Source organism: Cryobacterium sp. CAN_C2 (genome assembly GCF_015751745.1).
GTDB lineage: Bacteria > Actinomycetota > Actinomycetes > Actinomycetales > Microbacteriaceae > Cryobacterium.
This window is the reverse complement of sequence record NZ_JADOUX010000008.1, coordinates 96,271-111,006: the sequence shown is the minus strand read 5'-3', so window position 1 is coordinate 111,006 and position 14,736 is coordinate 96,271. Positions and strand designations below refer to the sequence as shown.

12 protein-coding genes are annotated in these 14,736 nt (G+C 65.7%); 6 read left to right on the top strand and 6 right to left on the bottom strand.

Features of this window, described 5'->3' with window-relative positions; translation table 11 throughout:
* From IWX77_RS08565 to IWX77_RS08550, 4 genes are all read left to right on the top strand, one after another.
* Positions 1–987: an EamA family transporter gene (locus IWX77_RS08565; RefSeq protein ID WP_196844092.1), complete on the top strand. Its 987-nt coding sequence runs from the start codon at positions 1–3 to the stop codon at positions 985–987.
* Positions 988–1,050: 63 nt separating this feature from the next.
* Complete coding sequence (locus IWX77_RS08560; protein WP_196844091.1) at positions 1,051–2,454, top strand: APC family permease; 1,404 nt, start codon at positions 1,051–1,053, stop codon at positions 2,452–2,454.
* Between the two features lie 18 nt (positions 2,455–2,472).
* A complete protein-coding gene (locus tag IWX77_RS08555) occupies positions 2,473–3,126 on the top strand; it encodes an IMPACT family protein (protein WP_196844090.1) in 654 nt (217 codons plus the stop codon).
* A 153-nt stretch (positions 3,127–3,279) separates the two neighbouring features.
* Positions 3,280–4,311, top strand: coding sequence for an NADPH:quinone reductase (locus IWX77_RS08550; protein WP_196844089.1), 1,032 nt, complete (start codon positions 3,280–3,282; stop codon positions 4,309–4,311).
* 58 nt (positions 4,312–4,369) lie between these two features.
* On the opposite strand, the gene IWX77_RS08545 is transcribed toward IWX77_RS08550, so the two are convergent.
* The 3 genes from IWX77_RS08545 to IWX77_RS08535 form a co-directional block, all read right to left on the bottom strand.
* Positions 4,370–6,244, bottom strand: coding sequence for a DEAD/DEAH box helicase (locus IWX77_RS08545; protein ID WP_196844088.1), 1,875 nt, complete (start codon positions 6,242–6,244; stop codon positions 4,370–4,372).
* A gap of 238 nt (positions 6,245–6,482) precedes the next feature.
* The gene (locus IWX77_RS08540) at positions 6,483–7,259 is read right to left on the bottom strand and encodes an alpha/beta fold hydrolase (protein ID WP_196844087.1); all 777 of its coding nucleotides are present in this window, start codon (positions 7,257–7,259) and stop codon (positions 6,483–6,485) included.
* Positions 7,260–7,790: 531 nt separating this feature from the next.
* Entirely contained in the window at positions 7,791–8,651 is an 861-nt protein-coding gene (locus IWX77_RS08535) for a 3-methyladenine DNA glycosylase (protein ID WP_327012138.1), read from the bottom strand.
* Between the two features lie 201 nt (positions 8,652–8,852).
* On the opposite strand from IWX77_RS08535, the gene IWX77_RS08530 reads away from it, so the two are divergent.
* Positions 8,853–11,192: a transketolase-like TK C-terminal-containing protein gene (locus IWX77_RS08530; protein ID WP_196844086.1), complete on the top strand. Its 2,340-nt coding sequence runs from the start codon at positions 8,853–8,855 to the stop codon at positions 11,190–11,192.
* On the opposite strand, the gene IWX77_RS08525 is transcribed toward IWX77_RS08530, so the two are convergent.
* Entirely contained in the window at positions 11,189–11,833 is a 645-nt protein-coding gene (locus IWX77_RS08525; protein WP_196844085.1) for a TetR/AcrR family transcriptional regulator, read from the bottom strand. The two genes, IWX77_RS08530 and IWX77_RS08525, sit on opposite strands and share 4 nt — an antisense overlap.
* 92 nt (positions 11,834–11,925) lie before the next feature.
* Between IWX77_RS08525 and IWX77_RS08520 the strand changes: the two genes are divergently transcribed.
* Positions 11,926–13,401, top strand: coding sequence for an MFS transporter (locus IWX77_RS08520; protein ID WP_196844084.1), 1,476 nt, complete (start codon positions 11,926–11,928; stop codon positions 13,399–13,401).
* A 25-nt stretch (positions 13,402–13,426) separates the two neighbouring features.
* On the opposite strand, the gene IWX77_RS08515 is transcribed toward IWX77_RS08520, so the two are convergent.
* Together IWX77_RS08515 and IWX77_RS08510 are read right to left on the bottom strand one after the other, a co-directional pair.
* Positions 13,427–14,314, bottom strand: a complete 888-nt coding sequence (locus IWX77_RS08515; RefSeq protein WP_196844083.1) for a dihydrodipicolinate synthase family protein — start codon at positions 14,312–14,314, stop codon at positions 13,427–13,429.
* A gap of 143 nt (positions 14,315–14,457) precedes the next feature.
* Positions 14,458–14,652 carry a hypothetical protein gene (locus tag IWX77_RS08510; protein WP_196844082.1) on the bottom strand — a complete coding sequence of 65 codons (195 nt, stop codon included), beginning with the start codon at positions 14,650–14,652 and terminating at the stop codon, positions 14,458–14,460.
* Positions 14,653–14,736: the final 84 nt, after the last annotated feature.

Sequence of the window (14,736 nt, the reverse complement as noted above, 5' to 3'; positions counted from 1 at the left end):
ATGAAGATGGTATCGATGCCGGGTGGCCTGGTCGTAGCCGTGATCGCGGCGGTCTCATTTGGCACCTCGGGCGCGCTGGTCAAACCGATGCTGGAGGCCGGCTGGTCGCCGACGGCCGCCGTCACCGCCCGCGCCCTCACCGCAGGATTTGTCTTGCTGCCGCTTGCGCTGATCTCGCTGCGCGGACGCTGGGCCGTGCTCTGGCTGGGCCGCTGGCGGGTGCTCGGCATGGGGTTGGTGGGCGTGGCGTGCACGCAGCTGGCGTATTTTGCCGCGCTGCAGACCATTCCGGTTTCTACCGCACTTTTGATTGAATTTCTTGCCCCGCTGATTCTGGTCGCCTTCGTCTGGGTGACGACGAAACGGATGCCGCGACGCACGGTTCTGATCGGCTCGACTCTCGCCGTCGCTGGCCTCGTGCTCGTGATCGGTCCCGGAGCGCTTCAAGCGGTCGACCCGGTCGGTGTTGTGTTCGCCTTTGCCGCCGCTATCGCCTGCGCGGTGTTCTTTGTCGTAGCGGCACGCCCGGCGCAGGGACTGCCGCCGATTGCGCTCGCGGCTTTCGGACTGCTGGTCGGGGGCGCCGCTCTGGGTTTGCTCGGCTCGACCGGTTTGCTGGCGTTCACGGCATCCTTCACGGACTTATCGTTGCTCGGAGCGCAAGTGTCCTGGTGGGTGCCATTGCTGGCGCTCGCAATCATCAGCACCGCGATCGCCTATGCGGCCGGCATCACCGCGGCTGGCGCTCTGGGGTCGAGACTGGCGTCATTCCTGGGGCTGCTCGAGGTGATCTTCGCGTCGCTATTTGCCTGGCTGCTGCTCGGCGAGTTGCTGACACCACTGCAATTGCTCGGTGGTCTACTCATCCTGGGTGGCATTGCAGCCGTGGGAGAAGAGCGGGTGGAGCTGGCCGTCGAGTCGTTGCTCCCGGACGAGCCCCTCGTGCACGAAGCACGAGCGCACGAGCCCCAGCCGACCGAGACATAACTTTGCTGTACAGCGGCCAGACTTCTAAACTTGCAGGCCTGAGCCTCTAGTGAAGGGTTGCTCGTGCCCGACACCGTTGGATCGCCCGCGAAGTCACGCCGCAACCGGTTTCGCGGGGTGTTCGCCTCCCGGGGGCTGCTGCTGGTGGCATTCGCCTTCTCTGTGATGGCAGACCCCGTGTCGTCGGTCGCCTACGCGGTTGAGGCGGCGCTGCGCGCGCTCGGTGGTGATCTCTCGCTGCTGCTGGCGACGATGGGCCTCGTGATGGCGATCATCGCGCTCGTGATCGTAAATTACCGCCAGCTGATCAATCGCTACCCCAAGGGCGGCGGTGCGTCGGCCGCCGTGGGTGAAGCGTTTGGAGACGGTTGGTCCTTCATTCCCATCGGTGCTCTTGTCGTGGACTTCGTACTGACGATCGCCGTGAGCGTTTCGGCTGGAGCATCGGCTGCTATCGCCTACTTTCCTTCGCTTGCTCCGTGGCGAGTCGGCATAGCTATCGCTTTGTTGCTCCTGGTTGCCGGGGTCACGCTGGTCGGGCATCTCGGTCGCGTTATCTTCGCCGGAATGACACTTACCTTCATCGTGCTGGCCGCACTCGTGTTGATTTATGGTCTGGGCGTGGATCCCCAAGACAGCGGAATGATCGCCGACACTGCTCCGCATATGCCGATCCTGGCCGTGCTTCTTGCCTTCCCGGTCGCCATGGCCCTGGCCACCGGGGTGGAGGCACCGTCCACGGCCATCGCCGAGCTCGGCCAACTCGACGATGCCGGCCGGCGGCGGTTCGGAAGGCTCACGCTCTGGCTCACGCTGGGCGTGGTCGGCACCATCACAATAGGGCTCGCCCTGGAGCTGGTTCACCTCCAGATCGGCGTTCCCGGGCCGGACACAACGCAAATCGCTGAACTGGCCCGGGTGGCGGCACCCGCGCCGGTCTTTGCGGCCTTCCAGTTGGCCACCGCCCTGCTCCTGCTCGCTGCGGCGAGTTCCTCCTTTCAGGCTGGGCCGGGGATGCTCAAGGCACTTGCTCGGCATGCCGGAGCGGACGGTGAGCTCGTCGGCATCCTCCCGGCAGCCCTGGCGCGCACCAATGGCCGGCATGCACCGGTGTGGGGAGTGGTGCTCTTTACCGTGTTGGCGGTGATTATCACGATCATTGCCGGCGCAAACGATCAAAATCTGGTTTTGTACTATGCCGTGGCCGTGTTCTTGAGCTTTCTGGGTGGGCTGCTGGCCATGGCCAGGTTTTCATTTCAGGAGGGCCACCGAGCCTCCCTGGTATTGAACCTCGTGGGGGCCGTCGTCGTGCTGTTCACGCTGATCATGAATCTGTCGCGCGGCTTGCCGCTGCTTAGTCTCGGGGCATCCTTGCTGGTCTCGCTCATTGTGCACCAAATTTGGGTGCGGGCGGGAAAGCCCGAGGGCGCGCGCAGCGTTCAGGCATCGAGCAGCCTTAAGCCCTAGATGCGCCAGACTGGGTGCATGCCCGATCTCACTCTGCACGGCGGCGATGGCAGTCGCGTTGATGCCGAAATTGAGGTCAAACGGTCTCGGTTTCTGTGCCGCCTGGTCAGAACAGCGACCGAGGATGCCGCGCGCGCCGTGATCGACGACGCGCGCAAGGACCACTGGAATGCCCGCCACCATTGCTCGGCGTTCGTGCTCGGGCCCTCAGCAGCCCCCGATCAGGTGCGTCGCTCGAATGACGACGGTGAACCGTCGGGCACAGCGGGCCGACCCATGCTTGAGGCGCTGGCCGGACGCGGCTTCGTCGATTGCGTGGCCGTCGTCACCCGCTACTTCGGAGGCACACTCCTCGGTGCCGGAGGCCTCGTGCGCGCTTACTCGGAGGCTGTCCTGACCACGATCGACGAGGCACAAACCCGCGGGCTCGTCGTGGCGCGCGAACGCCGCGAGCTGTTCACGCTCGCGCTCTCCCACACGGATGCCGGACGCATCGAGGCCGAGCTGCGCCAGCGCGGGGTGCTCATCCTGGGTACAGATTACGGGCGCGATGCAGTGCTTCACATTGCAGACGACGACGCCGAGCGGCTGGCCGCGATGGTTGCTCAGGTCACTGCTGGAGGCGCTGTTCTGGCAGCGCTCGGCCACGAATGGGTCGATGTCAAAGCGTAGTACCGTTCTTCCCGACGAGACGGTTGTCGACATCCACTCGATTCCAGAGCCACGAAAAGGGGACCTCGATTCGCGGCAGCCTCGAAGCTACGAGTGAACGCACCGCGCCAAAGTTGGTGGAAACATTTCGGCGCCTCAGGCGTTAGGTCTCACATGAAAACCATTGTGTACCGAGAGACCGGCGACCCGTCCGTACTGCAACTCGTTGATCGGCCGGTGACTGATCCCGGTACCGGCGAGGTGCGCGTGTGCATCGTCGTGAGCGGGGTGAACCCGACCGACTGGAAGTCGCGCCGAGGCTCCGCGCCGGGGGAGGCGCTCCCGTTCGCCGACGTCGTACCGAACCAGGATGGTGCGGGGATCATCGATGCTGTCGGCACCGGAGTCTCGAACGTGGCCGTCGGTGACCGCGTCTGGCTGGCACTCGCCGCGTATCAGTTGGCGCACGGTGGTACCGCCCAGGAGTTCGCGGTGCTCCCGGCAGAACGTGTCTTTCTGCTGCCCTCCGCCGCGAGCTTCGACCAGGGGGCCAGCCTGGGCGTGCCAGCGATCACCGCCTACCGTGCGCTGACGGTGGCTGAGGACGGGCCGCGCCGGTTACATCCGGGGGCTCTGGACGGCAAGTTCGTGCTCGTCGCGGGCGGAGCCGGTGCCGTCGGTCACGCAGCCATTCAATTGGCCCGCTGGGCAGGGGCCACCGTGATCACGACCGTGAGCGGTCCTCAGAAAGCAGCGCTGGCGACGAACGCTGGCGCCCATCACGTGTTCATCTACACCGACTCCGATGTCGTCGCTGAGATTCGACGCATCGCACCGGGCGGCGTGGATCTCATCGTGGAGGTCGCTCCCGCCCAGAACTCGACTCTCGACCTCTCGGTTATTCGCAATCGCGGATCGATCGCGGTCTATGCCAATAACGGCGGCGACCAGATGACGCTTGACGTTCGCAAGCACTTCAGCCTCAACGTGCGGTACCAGTTTGTGCTGCTGTACACGGTGGGCAACGAAGTGGTGCGGCAGGCCGCCGCCAGCATCAATGAAGCGCTCGTGGACGGCGCGCTGGCGGTCGGTGACGATGCGGGACTGCCGCTCCACCGCTTCGATCTCGCTCACACCGGAGATGCCCACGCGGCCGTCGAAAGTGGCGTCACCGGCAAGGTGCTCATCGACGTATCCGCCGGCTGACGAGATGCCAGAGAACACCCCCGTCAGAAAAGACGGGGATGTTCTCTAGCCTGCGGTTCTAGTACTCGCGGCGCGGCGCGCGCGGCGGGCGATCGCCCTGATCGGCGGAGCGCGAGGCGCCGCCCTTGTCGGCGCGCAGTTCGATGAGCTTGCCGCTGATGCGGGTGTTCTCCAGCTTGGAGAACACGTCGCGCGACAGATCAGCGGGCAGTTCGACCAGTGAGAACTCCGGCAGAATCTTGATATGGCCGAAGTCGTCGCGGCTCAGCCCACCCTCATTCGCCAGGGCGCCGACGATCTGGCGGGGCTCCACCTTGTGACGCTTGCCGACCTCGATGCGATACTGCGCCATCGGCTTGCCGCTCGAACGCACCGGGCGTTCGCTGCGCACCGGCCGGTCGTCGCGGGCGCCGTAGCTGCCCCGGTCATCGCGGCTGCCCCGGTCATCGCGCCCAAAGCGCTCTGGGCGGTCCGGGCGGTCTGAACGCCCGCCACGTTCGGGGCGATCGCCGCGCTGCTCCGAACGTTCGACCCGCTCGTCACGTTCGATGCGCTGCTGTGCCCGAACATCCTCGGCGGAGAGCAGTAGGGGAGTCTCGCCCTGGGAAACCACGGCGAGTGCCGCCGCCACATCAACCTCGGGCACGTCGTGGTGGGACACGTAGTGCGCGATGATGTCGCGGAATTTGCTGATGCGATCGGTCTCGTCGAGTGCAGCGGTGATGGCATCGTCGAAACGGGTCAGGCGCGTCACGTTGACGTCTTCCACGCTGGGCAGCTGCATCTGGGTGAGTGGCTGGCGGGTGGCTTTTTCGATCGCGGTGAGCAGGCGACGCTCTCGCGGGGTGACGAAGCTGATCGCTGCGCCGCTTCGGCCGGCGCGGCCGGTGCGGCCGATGCGGTGCACGTAGGACTCGGTGTCGATGGGAATGTCGTAGTTGACCACGTGGCTGATGCGCTCCACGTCGAGGCCGCGAGCGGCGACGTCCGTTGCAACGAGAATGTCGAGCTTGCCGCTCTTGAGCTGGTTGACCGTGCGCTCGCGCTGCACCTGCTGCACGTCGCCGTTGATCGCCATCGCGGAATAGCCGCGCGCACGCAGCTTCTCGGCGAGCAGCTCGGTCTCGTTCTTGGTGCGGGCAAAGATGATCATGCCCTCGAAGTTCTCGACCTCGAGAATGCGGGTGAGGGCGTCGAGCTTCTGAGGGTACGAGACCATCAGGTAGCGCTGGGTCGTGTTCGACGAGGTCGTGGTCTTGGTCTTGACCGTGATCTCGGCGGGGTCGTGCAGGTATTTCTGGGAGATTCGGCGAATCTGCGCCGGCATCGTGGCCGAGAACAGGGCGACCTGCTTGTCGTCGGGGGTGTCGGCGAGAATGGTCTCAACGTCTTCGGCGAAGCCCATTTTGAGCATCTCGTCGGCCTCGTCGAGCACCAGGTACTTGAGCTCCGAGAGGTCGAGGGTTCCCTTTTCGAGGTGGTCCATGATGCGGCCGGGAGTACCGACGACGATGTGCACCCCGCGGCGCAGGGCCGACAGCTGCACGCCGTAACCCTGTCCACCGTAAACCGGCAGCACGTGCACGCCTCGAATGTGTGCGCCGTACTTCTCGAACGCCTCACAGACCTGCAGAGCGAGCTCGCGGGTGGGAGCGAGCACGAGTGCCTGCGGGTTCTTCTGCGACAGGTCGAGACGGTTCAGAATGGGCAGCGCGAACGCGGCCGTCTTGCCGGTACCGGTCTGGGCGAGTCCGACAACGTCGCGACCTTCCAGCAGCGGGGGAATAGTGGCGGCCTGAATGGCCGAGGGGGTTTCGTAGCCGACGACTTTAAGGGCCTTGAGCATGGCGTCATTGAGCCCGAGATCGGCGAATGTCTTGGTTGCAGTGGCATTTTCTGCCTCGTTCTGCGCAGTGGTGTCTGGTGCGGTCATAGTTCAACGGTAGTCGAAGAGTTCGCAGCCGGCGTAAAGGCGCGTTCGGCGACCTTCACAGCGGATGCCTCGGCGATCGTCGCCCGGGCGTGGCGGGTAACGGAAACGACAGACCTGCTCGCGCGCATACATCTTTCACGGACACGTCACCGACCGAAGCGGCGTCATCTTGGGGTCGCGCGCAATCCGGGTTGGCATGACGACGACGGAACCGTTTCGCTCGGCTGACGCCGGGCAACTACGCCTTCAGGAATGCGATCGCCGCTTCTCGGAACGGCCGCGACGTCGGCGCGTTGAAGTGGTTGCGGCTGGGAATCTCGAAGAAACTACCGTTCGGCGTCGCCTCGGCGAGGGCCCGGGACGCGTCGAGAATGCTGTCCTCGCTTCCGGTCGCGAAGAGCAGCGGCTGGGTCGGCGCATTGGCGGCACCGGGCTGTGGGCCGCCGCGCATGCCTTCGACCAGGGCGACGAGCGCCGAGAGGTCGTTGCCCGGCAGTGCCCTGGCCATCTCGAGGTAGACGCCGGTGAGGCGGTCGGTGACGTCGGCGCCGTGCTCGAGGTGGGCGCGGGCATCCGCTATCTGAAAACTTTTGAGCGGATCGCCGTCGGGGATGCCGCCGAGTACCGCCTGCGTGATGCGGCCGCCAAGTTCGCGGGCGGCCTGCCAGCCCACCCGGGCACCGAGTGAGTAGCCGACGTAGCGCACCTCGGTGAGCAGGTAGGCGTCGAGCACCGACTCGACGTCGGCGACGAGCAGTTCCATCGTGTATGCCTCGCCCACGTGCGGTTTGTCGCTCGCGCCGTGGCCGCGCTGGTCGATACCGATCACGTGAAAGCCGGCCCGGGTCAGGTCGCGGGTCCATCCGGTGGCGTGCCAGTTCGCGATCGCGCTCGAGGCGAAGCCGTGCACCACGAAAACGGTCGGATGCTCCGGGTCGCCGAGCTCGTAGGTGGCGAGTTGTACGCCGTCGAGGGACGGGACAAAACGGTGCTCGGGAGCGCTACGGTGCAACATTCACCCATTTCACCACGGATGCCGACCCCCGCCTCGGCGCGCACAGTGGCGCAGCCATCGCCGACCAGTTCGGTCTGCCGCGCATGCGCGAGATCATCGAGTCCTACCCGCGCGCCTGATACCCAAGAAGGGCGCCTCCCGAGTGGGAGGCGCCCCAGCTTTTCGCCGGACTGGTTAGCGGCCGAGTCCGACGCCACCGAGAGCATCGTTGACGATCGAGTCGACGTGATCGTCTTCATGAGAGCTCCTATCCGTTGTTTTGTTCCGGGCCGATGTTTACCCGGGCCGATGTTTACCCGGGCCGATGTTTACCCGGGCCGATGTTTACCCGGGCCGCACTGATGCTCCGGAGCCCTGGCCTGTCCGGTTTGGTAGGACTGCCCCCGATGGGTGTCGAAGGAGGTTGTGGGCGCGGATCGCGCTCGTGGCGCCGCGCGCAGATCACCGCTGTGCGGGGTTTCCACCGGTTGCCAGGTCTAAACCTGAGAAGAGACGGGCAACCCGTGCTCGATGGCACCCGGGCACGCTGAGTCAGACCAGAAGGCTCACGACACGGTCGCGCAGCACATTACTGCGCTCGGTGAAACCGCGCTGGCGACGCACATACTCGGCCTTGCCGGCGGGAGTCTCGATCTCAACCGGCGCGTAGCCCCAGTCACTCAGGTCGTAGGGGGAGGCCTCCATGTCGAGCCGGCGAATGTCGCGTGCGAGCTCGAAGGCGTCGAGCATAACCTCGCCGGGAACCAGCGGGCCGAGCTTGATCACCCACTTGTAGATGTCCATGCCGGCGTGCAGGCAGCCGGGCTGCTCCAGCATCGGCTGATTCTCCCGGGAAGGGTGCAGCTGGTTCAGCCCAATCGCTGCCGGGGTAAAGAATCGAAACGCGTCGAAGTGGCTGCAGGCTATGCGGTTACCGTCGACGACGGCGTCGGTATCAAGCTGGCCGAGCCGCAGCGGCGCGACGTGACGGTGCTCACCCTGGCGGTAGACCATTGCCCACTCGTGCAGTCCGAAGCAGCCGAAATGGGCGGGTCGTTGCCGGGTCGAAGACAGCAGTGAACCGATAAAGCGCAGGAGGCGCTCATTCTTTTCGGAGAAGGCGGCGGCATCCACTTGGCTGTCGCTGCCCACGGTGCGGTACCACTTCCAGCTTGCGCGGGGGTAGTCGGCGGCGCCCTGCAACCGTCCGCCGGCGCCGGGATGCCAGCGGCGCAACAGCCCGGGACGAAACGGATAATAGGTGAACAGAAAATCGTCAACCGGATGCGTCAGTCCGGTTGCCGCGCGCTGCCGGCGGCCACGGGTAAACGTATCGGCGCGGTGTTCATGGGCCTGCTCGAGGCGCCGCCATTCGGTGGCCCCGAGCACCCGGGTCTGCTGGGTAAGGTGCACCCAACGAGGATACCCGCGCACACCGCCGTGACGATTCTCCACACGCCGTGCACTGTGAACGGCGGGGGTGACGACAAGCGCCGACAGGTGAGCACAATGCTCAACGCCAAGCGGTCCGGTTGCGCAGACCGGTAATCAATGTTGCACTTTCACGTGTGCGATGTGCGCCGCCGCCCACCGTCAGGTTTCGAGGGAGAAACTATGGAACCGGTCGACCAGCTCCAGTTCGACCCGGAGATCGCCTACGGTGACCCCCAGCTCGACACGCTTGCCGCGGTCGAGAAACGGGTGCTCTGGCTGGCCACCTCCATCGTGCACCACGCGAACCGCGTGCGCACCAACAGCTCGGGCATCAAGGTCGGTGGCCACCAGGCTTCCAGCGCGTCCATTGTCACGATCATGACCTCCCTCTGGTTCGGCCAGCTGCGCGCCGAAGACCGGGTGTCGGTCAAGCCGCACGCCTCGCCCGTTCTGCACGGCATCAACTACCTGCTGGGCAGTCTCGACCAGAAATACCTCACCACGCTCCGCGAATTCGGCGGTTTGCAAAGCTACCCCAGCCGTTCCAAAGATCCTGACCCGGTCGACTACTCCACCGGATCGGTGGGCATCGGCGCGACAGCCCCGATCTGGGGTGCCATCTCCCGCCGCTACACCGAGAGCCTGACCGGTGTGCTCAACCGTGGCCGCCAATACTCCCTGGTCGGTGACGCGGAACTCGACGAGGGCGCCGTCTGGGAGGCCGTGATCGATTCGAGCGTCGCCGATCTGGGCGAAATTGTCTGGATCGTCGACCTGAACCGGCAGTCTCTCGATCGGGTCGTGCCCAACATCGCCGCCGGCAAGATCGAGGCTCTGTTCGCCGCGGCCGGCTGGCAGGTCATCGTGGTTCGGTTCGGGCGACTGCTCGAGAGTCTGATGGAGCGCGCCGGCGGTGACGTGCTGCGCCGGCGCATCCTGGATATGTCGAATCCGGAGTATCAGCGTCTGATTCGCTGCTCGGCCGTCGAATTGCGCGAACGGCTTCCCGGCGACGGCGAAAGCCGCCAGGCGATCGTTGATATTCTCACGGCCGTCGATGACCACACGCTGGTGCAGGCGATCAAAAACCTCGGCGGGCACGACCTCGGCGCCCTGCGCGCGGCGTACGCGCAAATCGACGACACCAAACCCACCGTCATCATCGCCTACACGGTGAAGGGACACGGGCTGCCAACCGAGGGGCACCCACAGAACCACTCGTCCCTGCTCACGATCGACCAGTACCGCGACCTCGCGGCGCGTATGGGCGAGAATCCGGATGCCCCCTGGCAGCGTTTCGACGCGACGAGCGACGCCGGTCGGCTCTGCACCAGTACGGCGCGAAGCCTTCGCCGGGAGCCTATCGAGGCCGTCGCTCCGCCGGCCATTCCCACGGATTTTGGCCGCACACCGTCTGGAACGGCCACCACGCAGGCCGCCCTCGGCCGGGCCCTGCTCGATCTGACCAGGGCTGCTCCGCAGGCGGCCCGCCGCGTCGTCACGGTCAGTCCCGACGTGAGCTCCAGCACGAACCTGGGTGGGTGGCTCAATAAAGTGGGGGTCTGGTCGACCGAGGAACGCCACGACTGGTTCGGCGATGACGCCGAGACGATCATGCACTGGCGGGAAAACCCCACCGGGCAACACCTTGAGCTCGGCATTGCGGAGGTAAACCTGGTCGGTCTGATCAGCGAACTCGGCGCCACCTGGAGTCGGTGGGGACAGCCGTTATTTCCCATCGGCGTACTCTACGACCCGTTCGTCGAGCGGGCACTCGAGCCATGGTCCTACGGCATCTATGCGGGCGGGCAATCGATTCTGGTCGGCACACCGTCGGGCGTTACGCTCGCACCGGAGGGCGGCGCCCACCAGTCGATCAAAACGCCGTCGATCGGTCTTGAACAGCCCGGCTGCACGAGTTACGAGCCGGCGTTCGCGATTGACGTGGAGTGGACGCTGCTCGCGTCGATGGCGCAAATGGGCCGGGAAGGCGGCAAATCGGCCTACCTTCGGCTGTCGACCAAGCCAATCGACCAGCTGCTGGCGGCGGTTCCCATCGACCCGGCCGCTCGGGAACGTCGTCGTCGCCAGACCGTCGCCGGCGGGTACCTGCTCGCCACAGCCCTACAAGCGGATGCCGTGATCGTCACGATGGGCGCCATGGTGCCCGACGCGCTCGCCGCCGCCGATCGGCTGGCCGCGCTCGGAACGCACGTCGACGTGCTGTGCGTCACGAGCGCCGGCCTGCTCTTTGAGGCTCTGCAGAGCCGGAACGGCCAGGACGATGCGCCCACCTGGATCCTCGACCAGATTCTGCCGGCGGGGCGTGCCGTGCCGATGGTCACCGTTCTCGACGGACACCCGCACACCCTGGCCTTTCTCGCCGGGGTGAACCAGGTGAAAAGCCGCCATCTGGGGGTGAGTCGGTTCGGCCAGGCCGGTGACGTTGAGGACGTCTATCGCTACCACGGCATCGACGTGGACAGCATCATGCGTGCTGTGCTGGACCTGACGGCCTAATCGCCTGCCGGATGGCCCAGCCCGACGGCGGGCAGCACGACCCCGTCGATCAGCCGAATAAAGAAGTCCCGGTTGACTGGTTTCTGCAGCACGAACACCCGGTAGATGGCCATCGACTGGCTCAGCATCGCCAGGTTGTCGATGTCGCAGTCCGCCGAAATCTCACCACGGTCAACGGCCCTCTGCAGCAGAATACGATTAGCGGATGCCCGCGGCTCCACGATCACCGCGCGCGCCGCCTCGGCCAGTTCCGGGTTGCGGGAGATCATCGACATGAGCCCGGCCATGATGCGCATCTTCCGGGCGCCATCTTCAATGGCGTGCGGTTTGATCATGGCCACGAGGTCGCCGCGTAACGTTCCGGTGTCGGGAAGGTGGTCGCGGTCGAAGTCGCCGCGTTTCATGTTGGCGACGGCGTCGATGACGAGTTCGCCCTTCGACGGCCAGCGGCGATAGAGGGTGGCTTTGCCCGCCTTCGCACGGGCAGCCACCATCTCCATGGTCATTCCGTCATAGCCGGTTTCGGCGAGCACTTCGAGGGCGGCGTCGAGAATCTCGGGGTCGCGGGTGTGGTCGCGTTTGCGACCCAGTTTTGGGCTCACTTCAGTGATCGTGTCGAGCTGGCTCGCGTTGAGCGTCATCGCTGGGCCCTTCGGTTCGCGTTTGTGAAATCATCGCATATTCAGGAACTGTTAATATCCGGAACTGTTTAGTTTCGTATAGAGTATCCGACATGTCACAGACCTCCTCCGTCTTGTCGCCCGTGGTCGTCGCTGCACCGCCGACCTCGCGCCGCTGGTGGACCCTCAGCGTCGTCGCCCTCGCCCAACTCATGGTCGTGCTCGATTCGACCGTCGTCAACATCGCCCTGCCGTCGGCTCAGGCCGACCTTGGCTTCTCGAACGGCGACCGCCAGTGGATCGTCACCGCCTACTCGCTCGCTTTCGGCAGCCTGCTTCTGCTGGGCGGTCGTCTCTCCGACCTGATCGGCCGCAAGCGCACCTTTATCATCGGTCTGGTCGGGTTCGCGGCAGCCTCCGCTCTCGGTGGAGCGGCCGACAGCTTCGGTATGCTCGTCGGTGCCCGCGCCCTGCAGGGTGCGTTCGGTGCACTGCTCGCGCCAACCGCACTCGCGGTACTCACGACCACCTTCGTCATTCCGAAGGAACGGGCCCGAGCCTTCGGGGTGTTCGGCGCGATCGCCGGCGCCGGCGGCGCCGTCGGCCTGCTCCTTGGCGGGTACCTCACGGAGAACTTTGACTGGCGCTGGAACCTCGATATCAACGTCGTCATCGCCGTTGTTGCGATCGTCGGCGCGGCGATCTTCGTCAGTCACACCACCCGCACCGGTCCTCGCCCCAAGCTCGACATTCCGGGCACCCTGCTGGTCTCCGGCGCCCTGTTCGGTCTGGTCTACGGATTCTCCACCGCCGAGACCGACGGCTGGGACTCCATTTTGACCTGGGGTTCTCTCTCGGTCGCCGGCATTCTGCTGGTCGCCTTCGTGCTCTGGCAACGCAAGGCGGCGCATCCGCTTCTGCCGTTGGCCATCGTGCTGGATCGTAACCGTGCGGCCGCCTACGTGTCGATTCTCATTGCCGGCGCTGGCATGTTCGGCATTTTTCTGTTCGTGACCTACTACCTGCAGACCTCCCTGCAGTACTCGCCGATGCAAACCGGTGTGTCCTTCTTGCCGATGATCGCCATGCTCGTGCTGGCGGCCCAGCTGTCAACGAACATTTTTGTGCCCCGCTTCGGACCCAAAATTCTGGTACCCCTCGGAATGAGCCTCGGCGCGATCGGCATGATCTATCTCACGCACCTCGATCTGAACAGCGTCTACGTGCTCGACGTGCTACCGCCCCTGATGATTCTCGGGTTGGCGATGGGAACGATCATGCCCGCATCGATGCAGACCGCCACGCTCGGCGTCGACGGCCAATTCGCCGGCGTCGCCTCGGCCATGGTCAACACCAGCCAGCAGGTTGGCGGGTCCATCGGTACCGCGCTGCTCAACACCCTCGCGGCCACCGCGGCAACCAACTATGTCACCGCCCATCTGCCGGCCACGGCAGCGGTCGCCGCCCAGGCCGCCGTGCAGAGTTATGCGGTCGCTTACTGGTGGGGAGCAGGGTTCTTCGTCGTCGGAGCCATTGTGGCCGCGTTCCTGTTTCGCCGCATCGGGCACGGAATCTCGCTCGCGCACTAACCGCCTCAGCAAGCGGATGCCGTCCTCAGCCGTCGAGGCCCAGCTCGTGCAGGGCCGCCTCGAGTTCGCTGCGGGAGACAGGGTCTAGGCCGAGCAGCGGGAGTGGCAGGTTGGGCGACGCCACGAGGTTGAGCGCCTCGGCGGCGGCGGACATGACACGGAGGCTGCCGTGCCGGCGATAGAGCGCCCAGAGCGGCTCGAGCCGGTCGGAGGCTTCGACGGCCGCCGCCGTGTCGCCGACCTGGGCCGCGCGGGTAATCGCCAGGGCGGTCTCGGGAAAAAGCCCGCCGAGCACGCTGTACCAGGCGTCGGCGCCGCCGGTCAGGGCGCCGGCGGCCAGCCAGTCCCCGGAAACGCCGATCGTGACGTGCGCGGGAACGAGTGCGCGGAGGGCGGCGACTCTTGCCGGGGCAGCATCGGTGGCCATGCCCGGAATCTTGATCGAGCCGATGTTCGGCAGCGCGGCAATTCGGCCGTGTAACTCGTCGCTGAACGTGACGTGCGTGGTGCCCGGGTTGTCGTAGACGACGAGCGGAATCGCCAGCTCGGCGGTGACGTCTTCGTAGAGTCCGAAGACTTCATCGTCGGTGAGTGGCTGATAGGTCATGGGCGCGAGCAGCACCGCGGCGGCGCCGGCGGCGTGGGCATCCGCTGCCAGGTGGAGTACCTGCCGGGTGCGGAGCGCGCCGATGCCCACGATGACCGGGGTCGTACCGGCCGCCTCGACCGCGGCCCGTGCCGCCCAGGCACGCTGCTCACGGCTGAGGTAGGCATACCCGCCGGTCGAGCCGAGGGCGCCGATCGAGTCGACACCGGCCGCGGCGAGCCGGGAGACCAGACGCACGAAAGCACGTTCGTCGATGCCGGTCTCGTCGGTCGGGGTGAGGGGAAATGCGCTGAGCCCCGTGAACATGGCTGTGCCCCTTCGTCGGTGAGCGCGCGCATGCGGCGCTCCCACCATCCTCGCGCACGCTGCGACGCCAGAGGGCACCCGGCCGCACGACCCGCAGAGCATACGCGATCGAAGTTGCCAATTCCGCTCACCCGGTGGGGCAGCTACGCAGCCAGGGGAGTGGCGCCGGTTGTCCACCGGATGGCGCGCACGCCGGTCCGGGTGCCGTGTGTGTCGTCATCGTGGCCACGCAGGCGGCGGCATTGAACGAGGTCCTCATTCGGCGTGATGTGCGGGTCACGGCATGCGCTGGCGTAGTCGGTGTAGTCGATTTCAAGTAGGAGTTCGTCGTCGGTCATAGGTGTTGTTCCACTTCAGCCGGAGCACCTCGAGGTGAAATGTCCTGGCGAACGCACGTGCCGGATCACAGTGCTTGCCCCGAA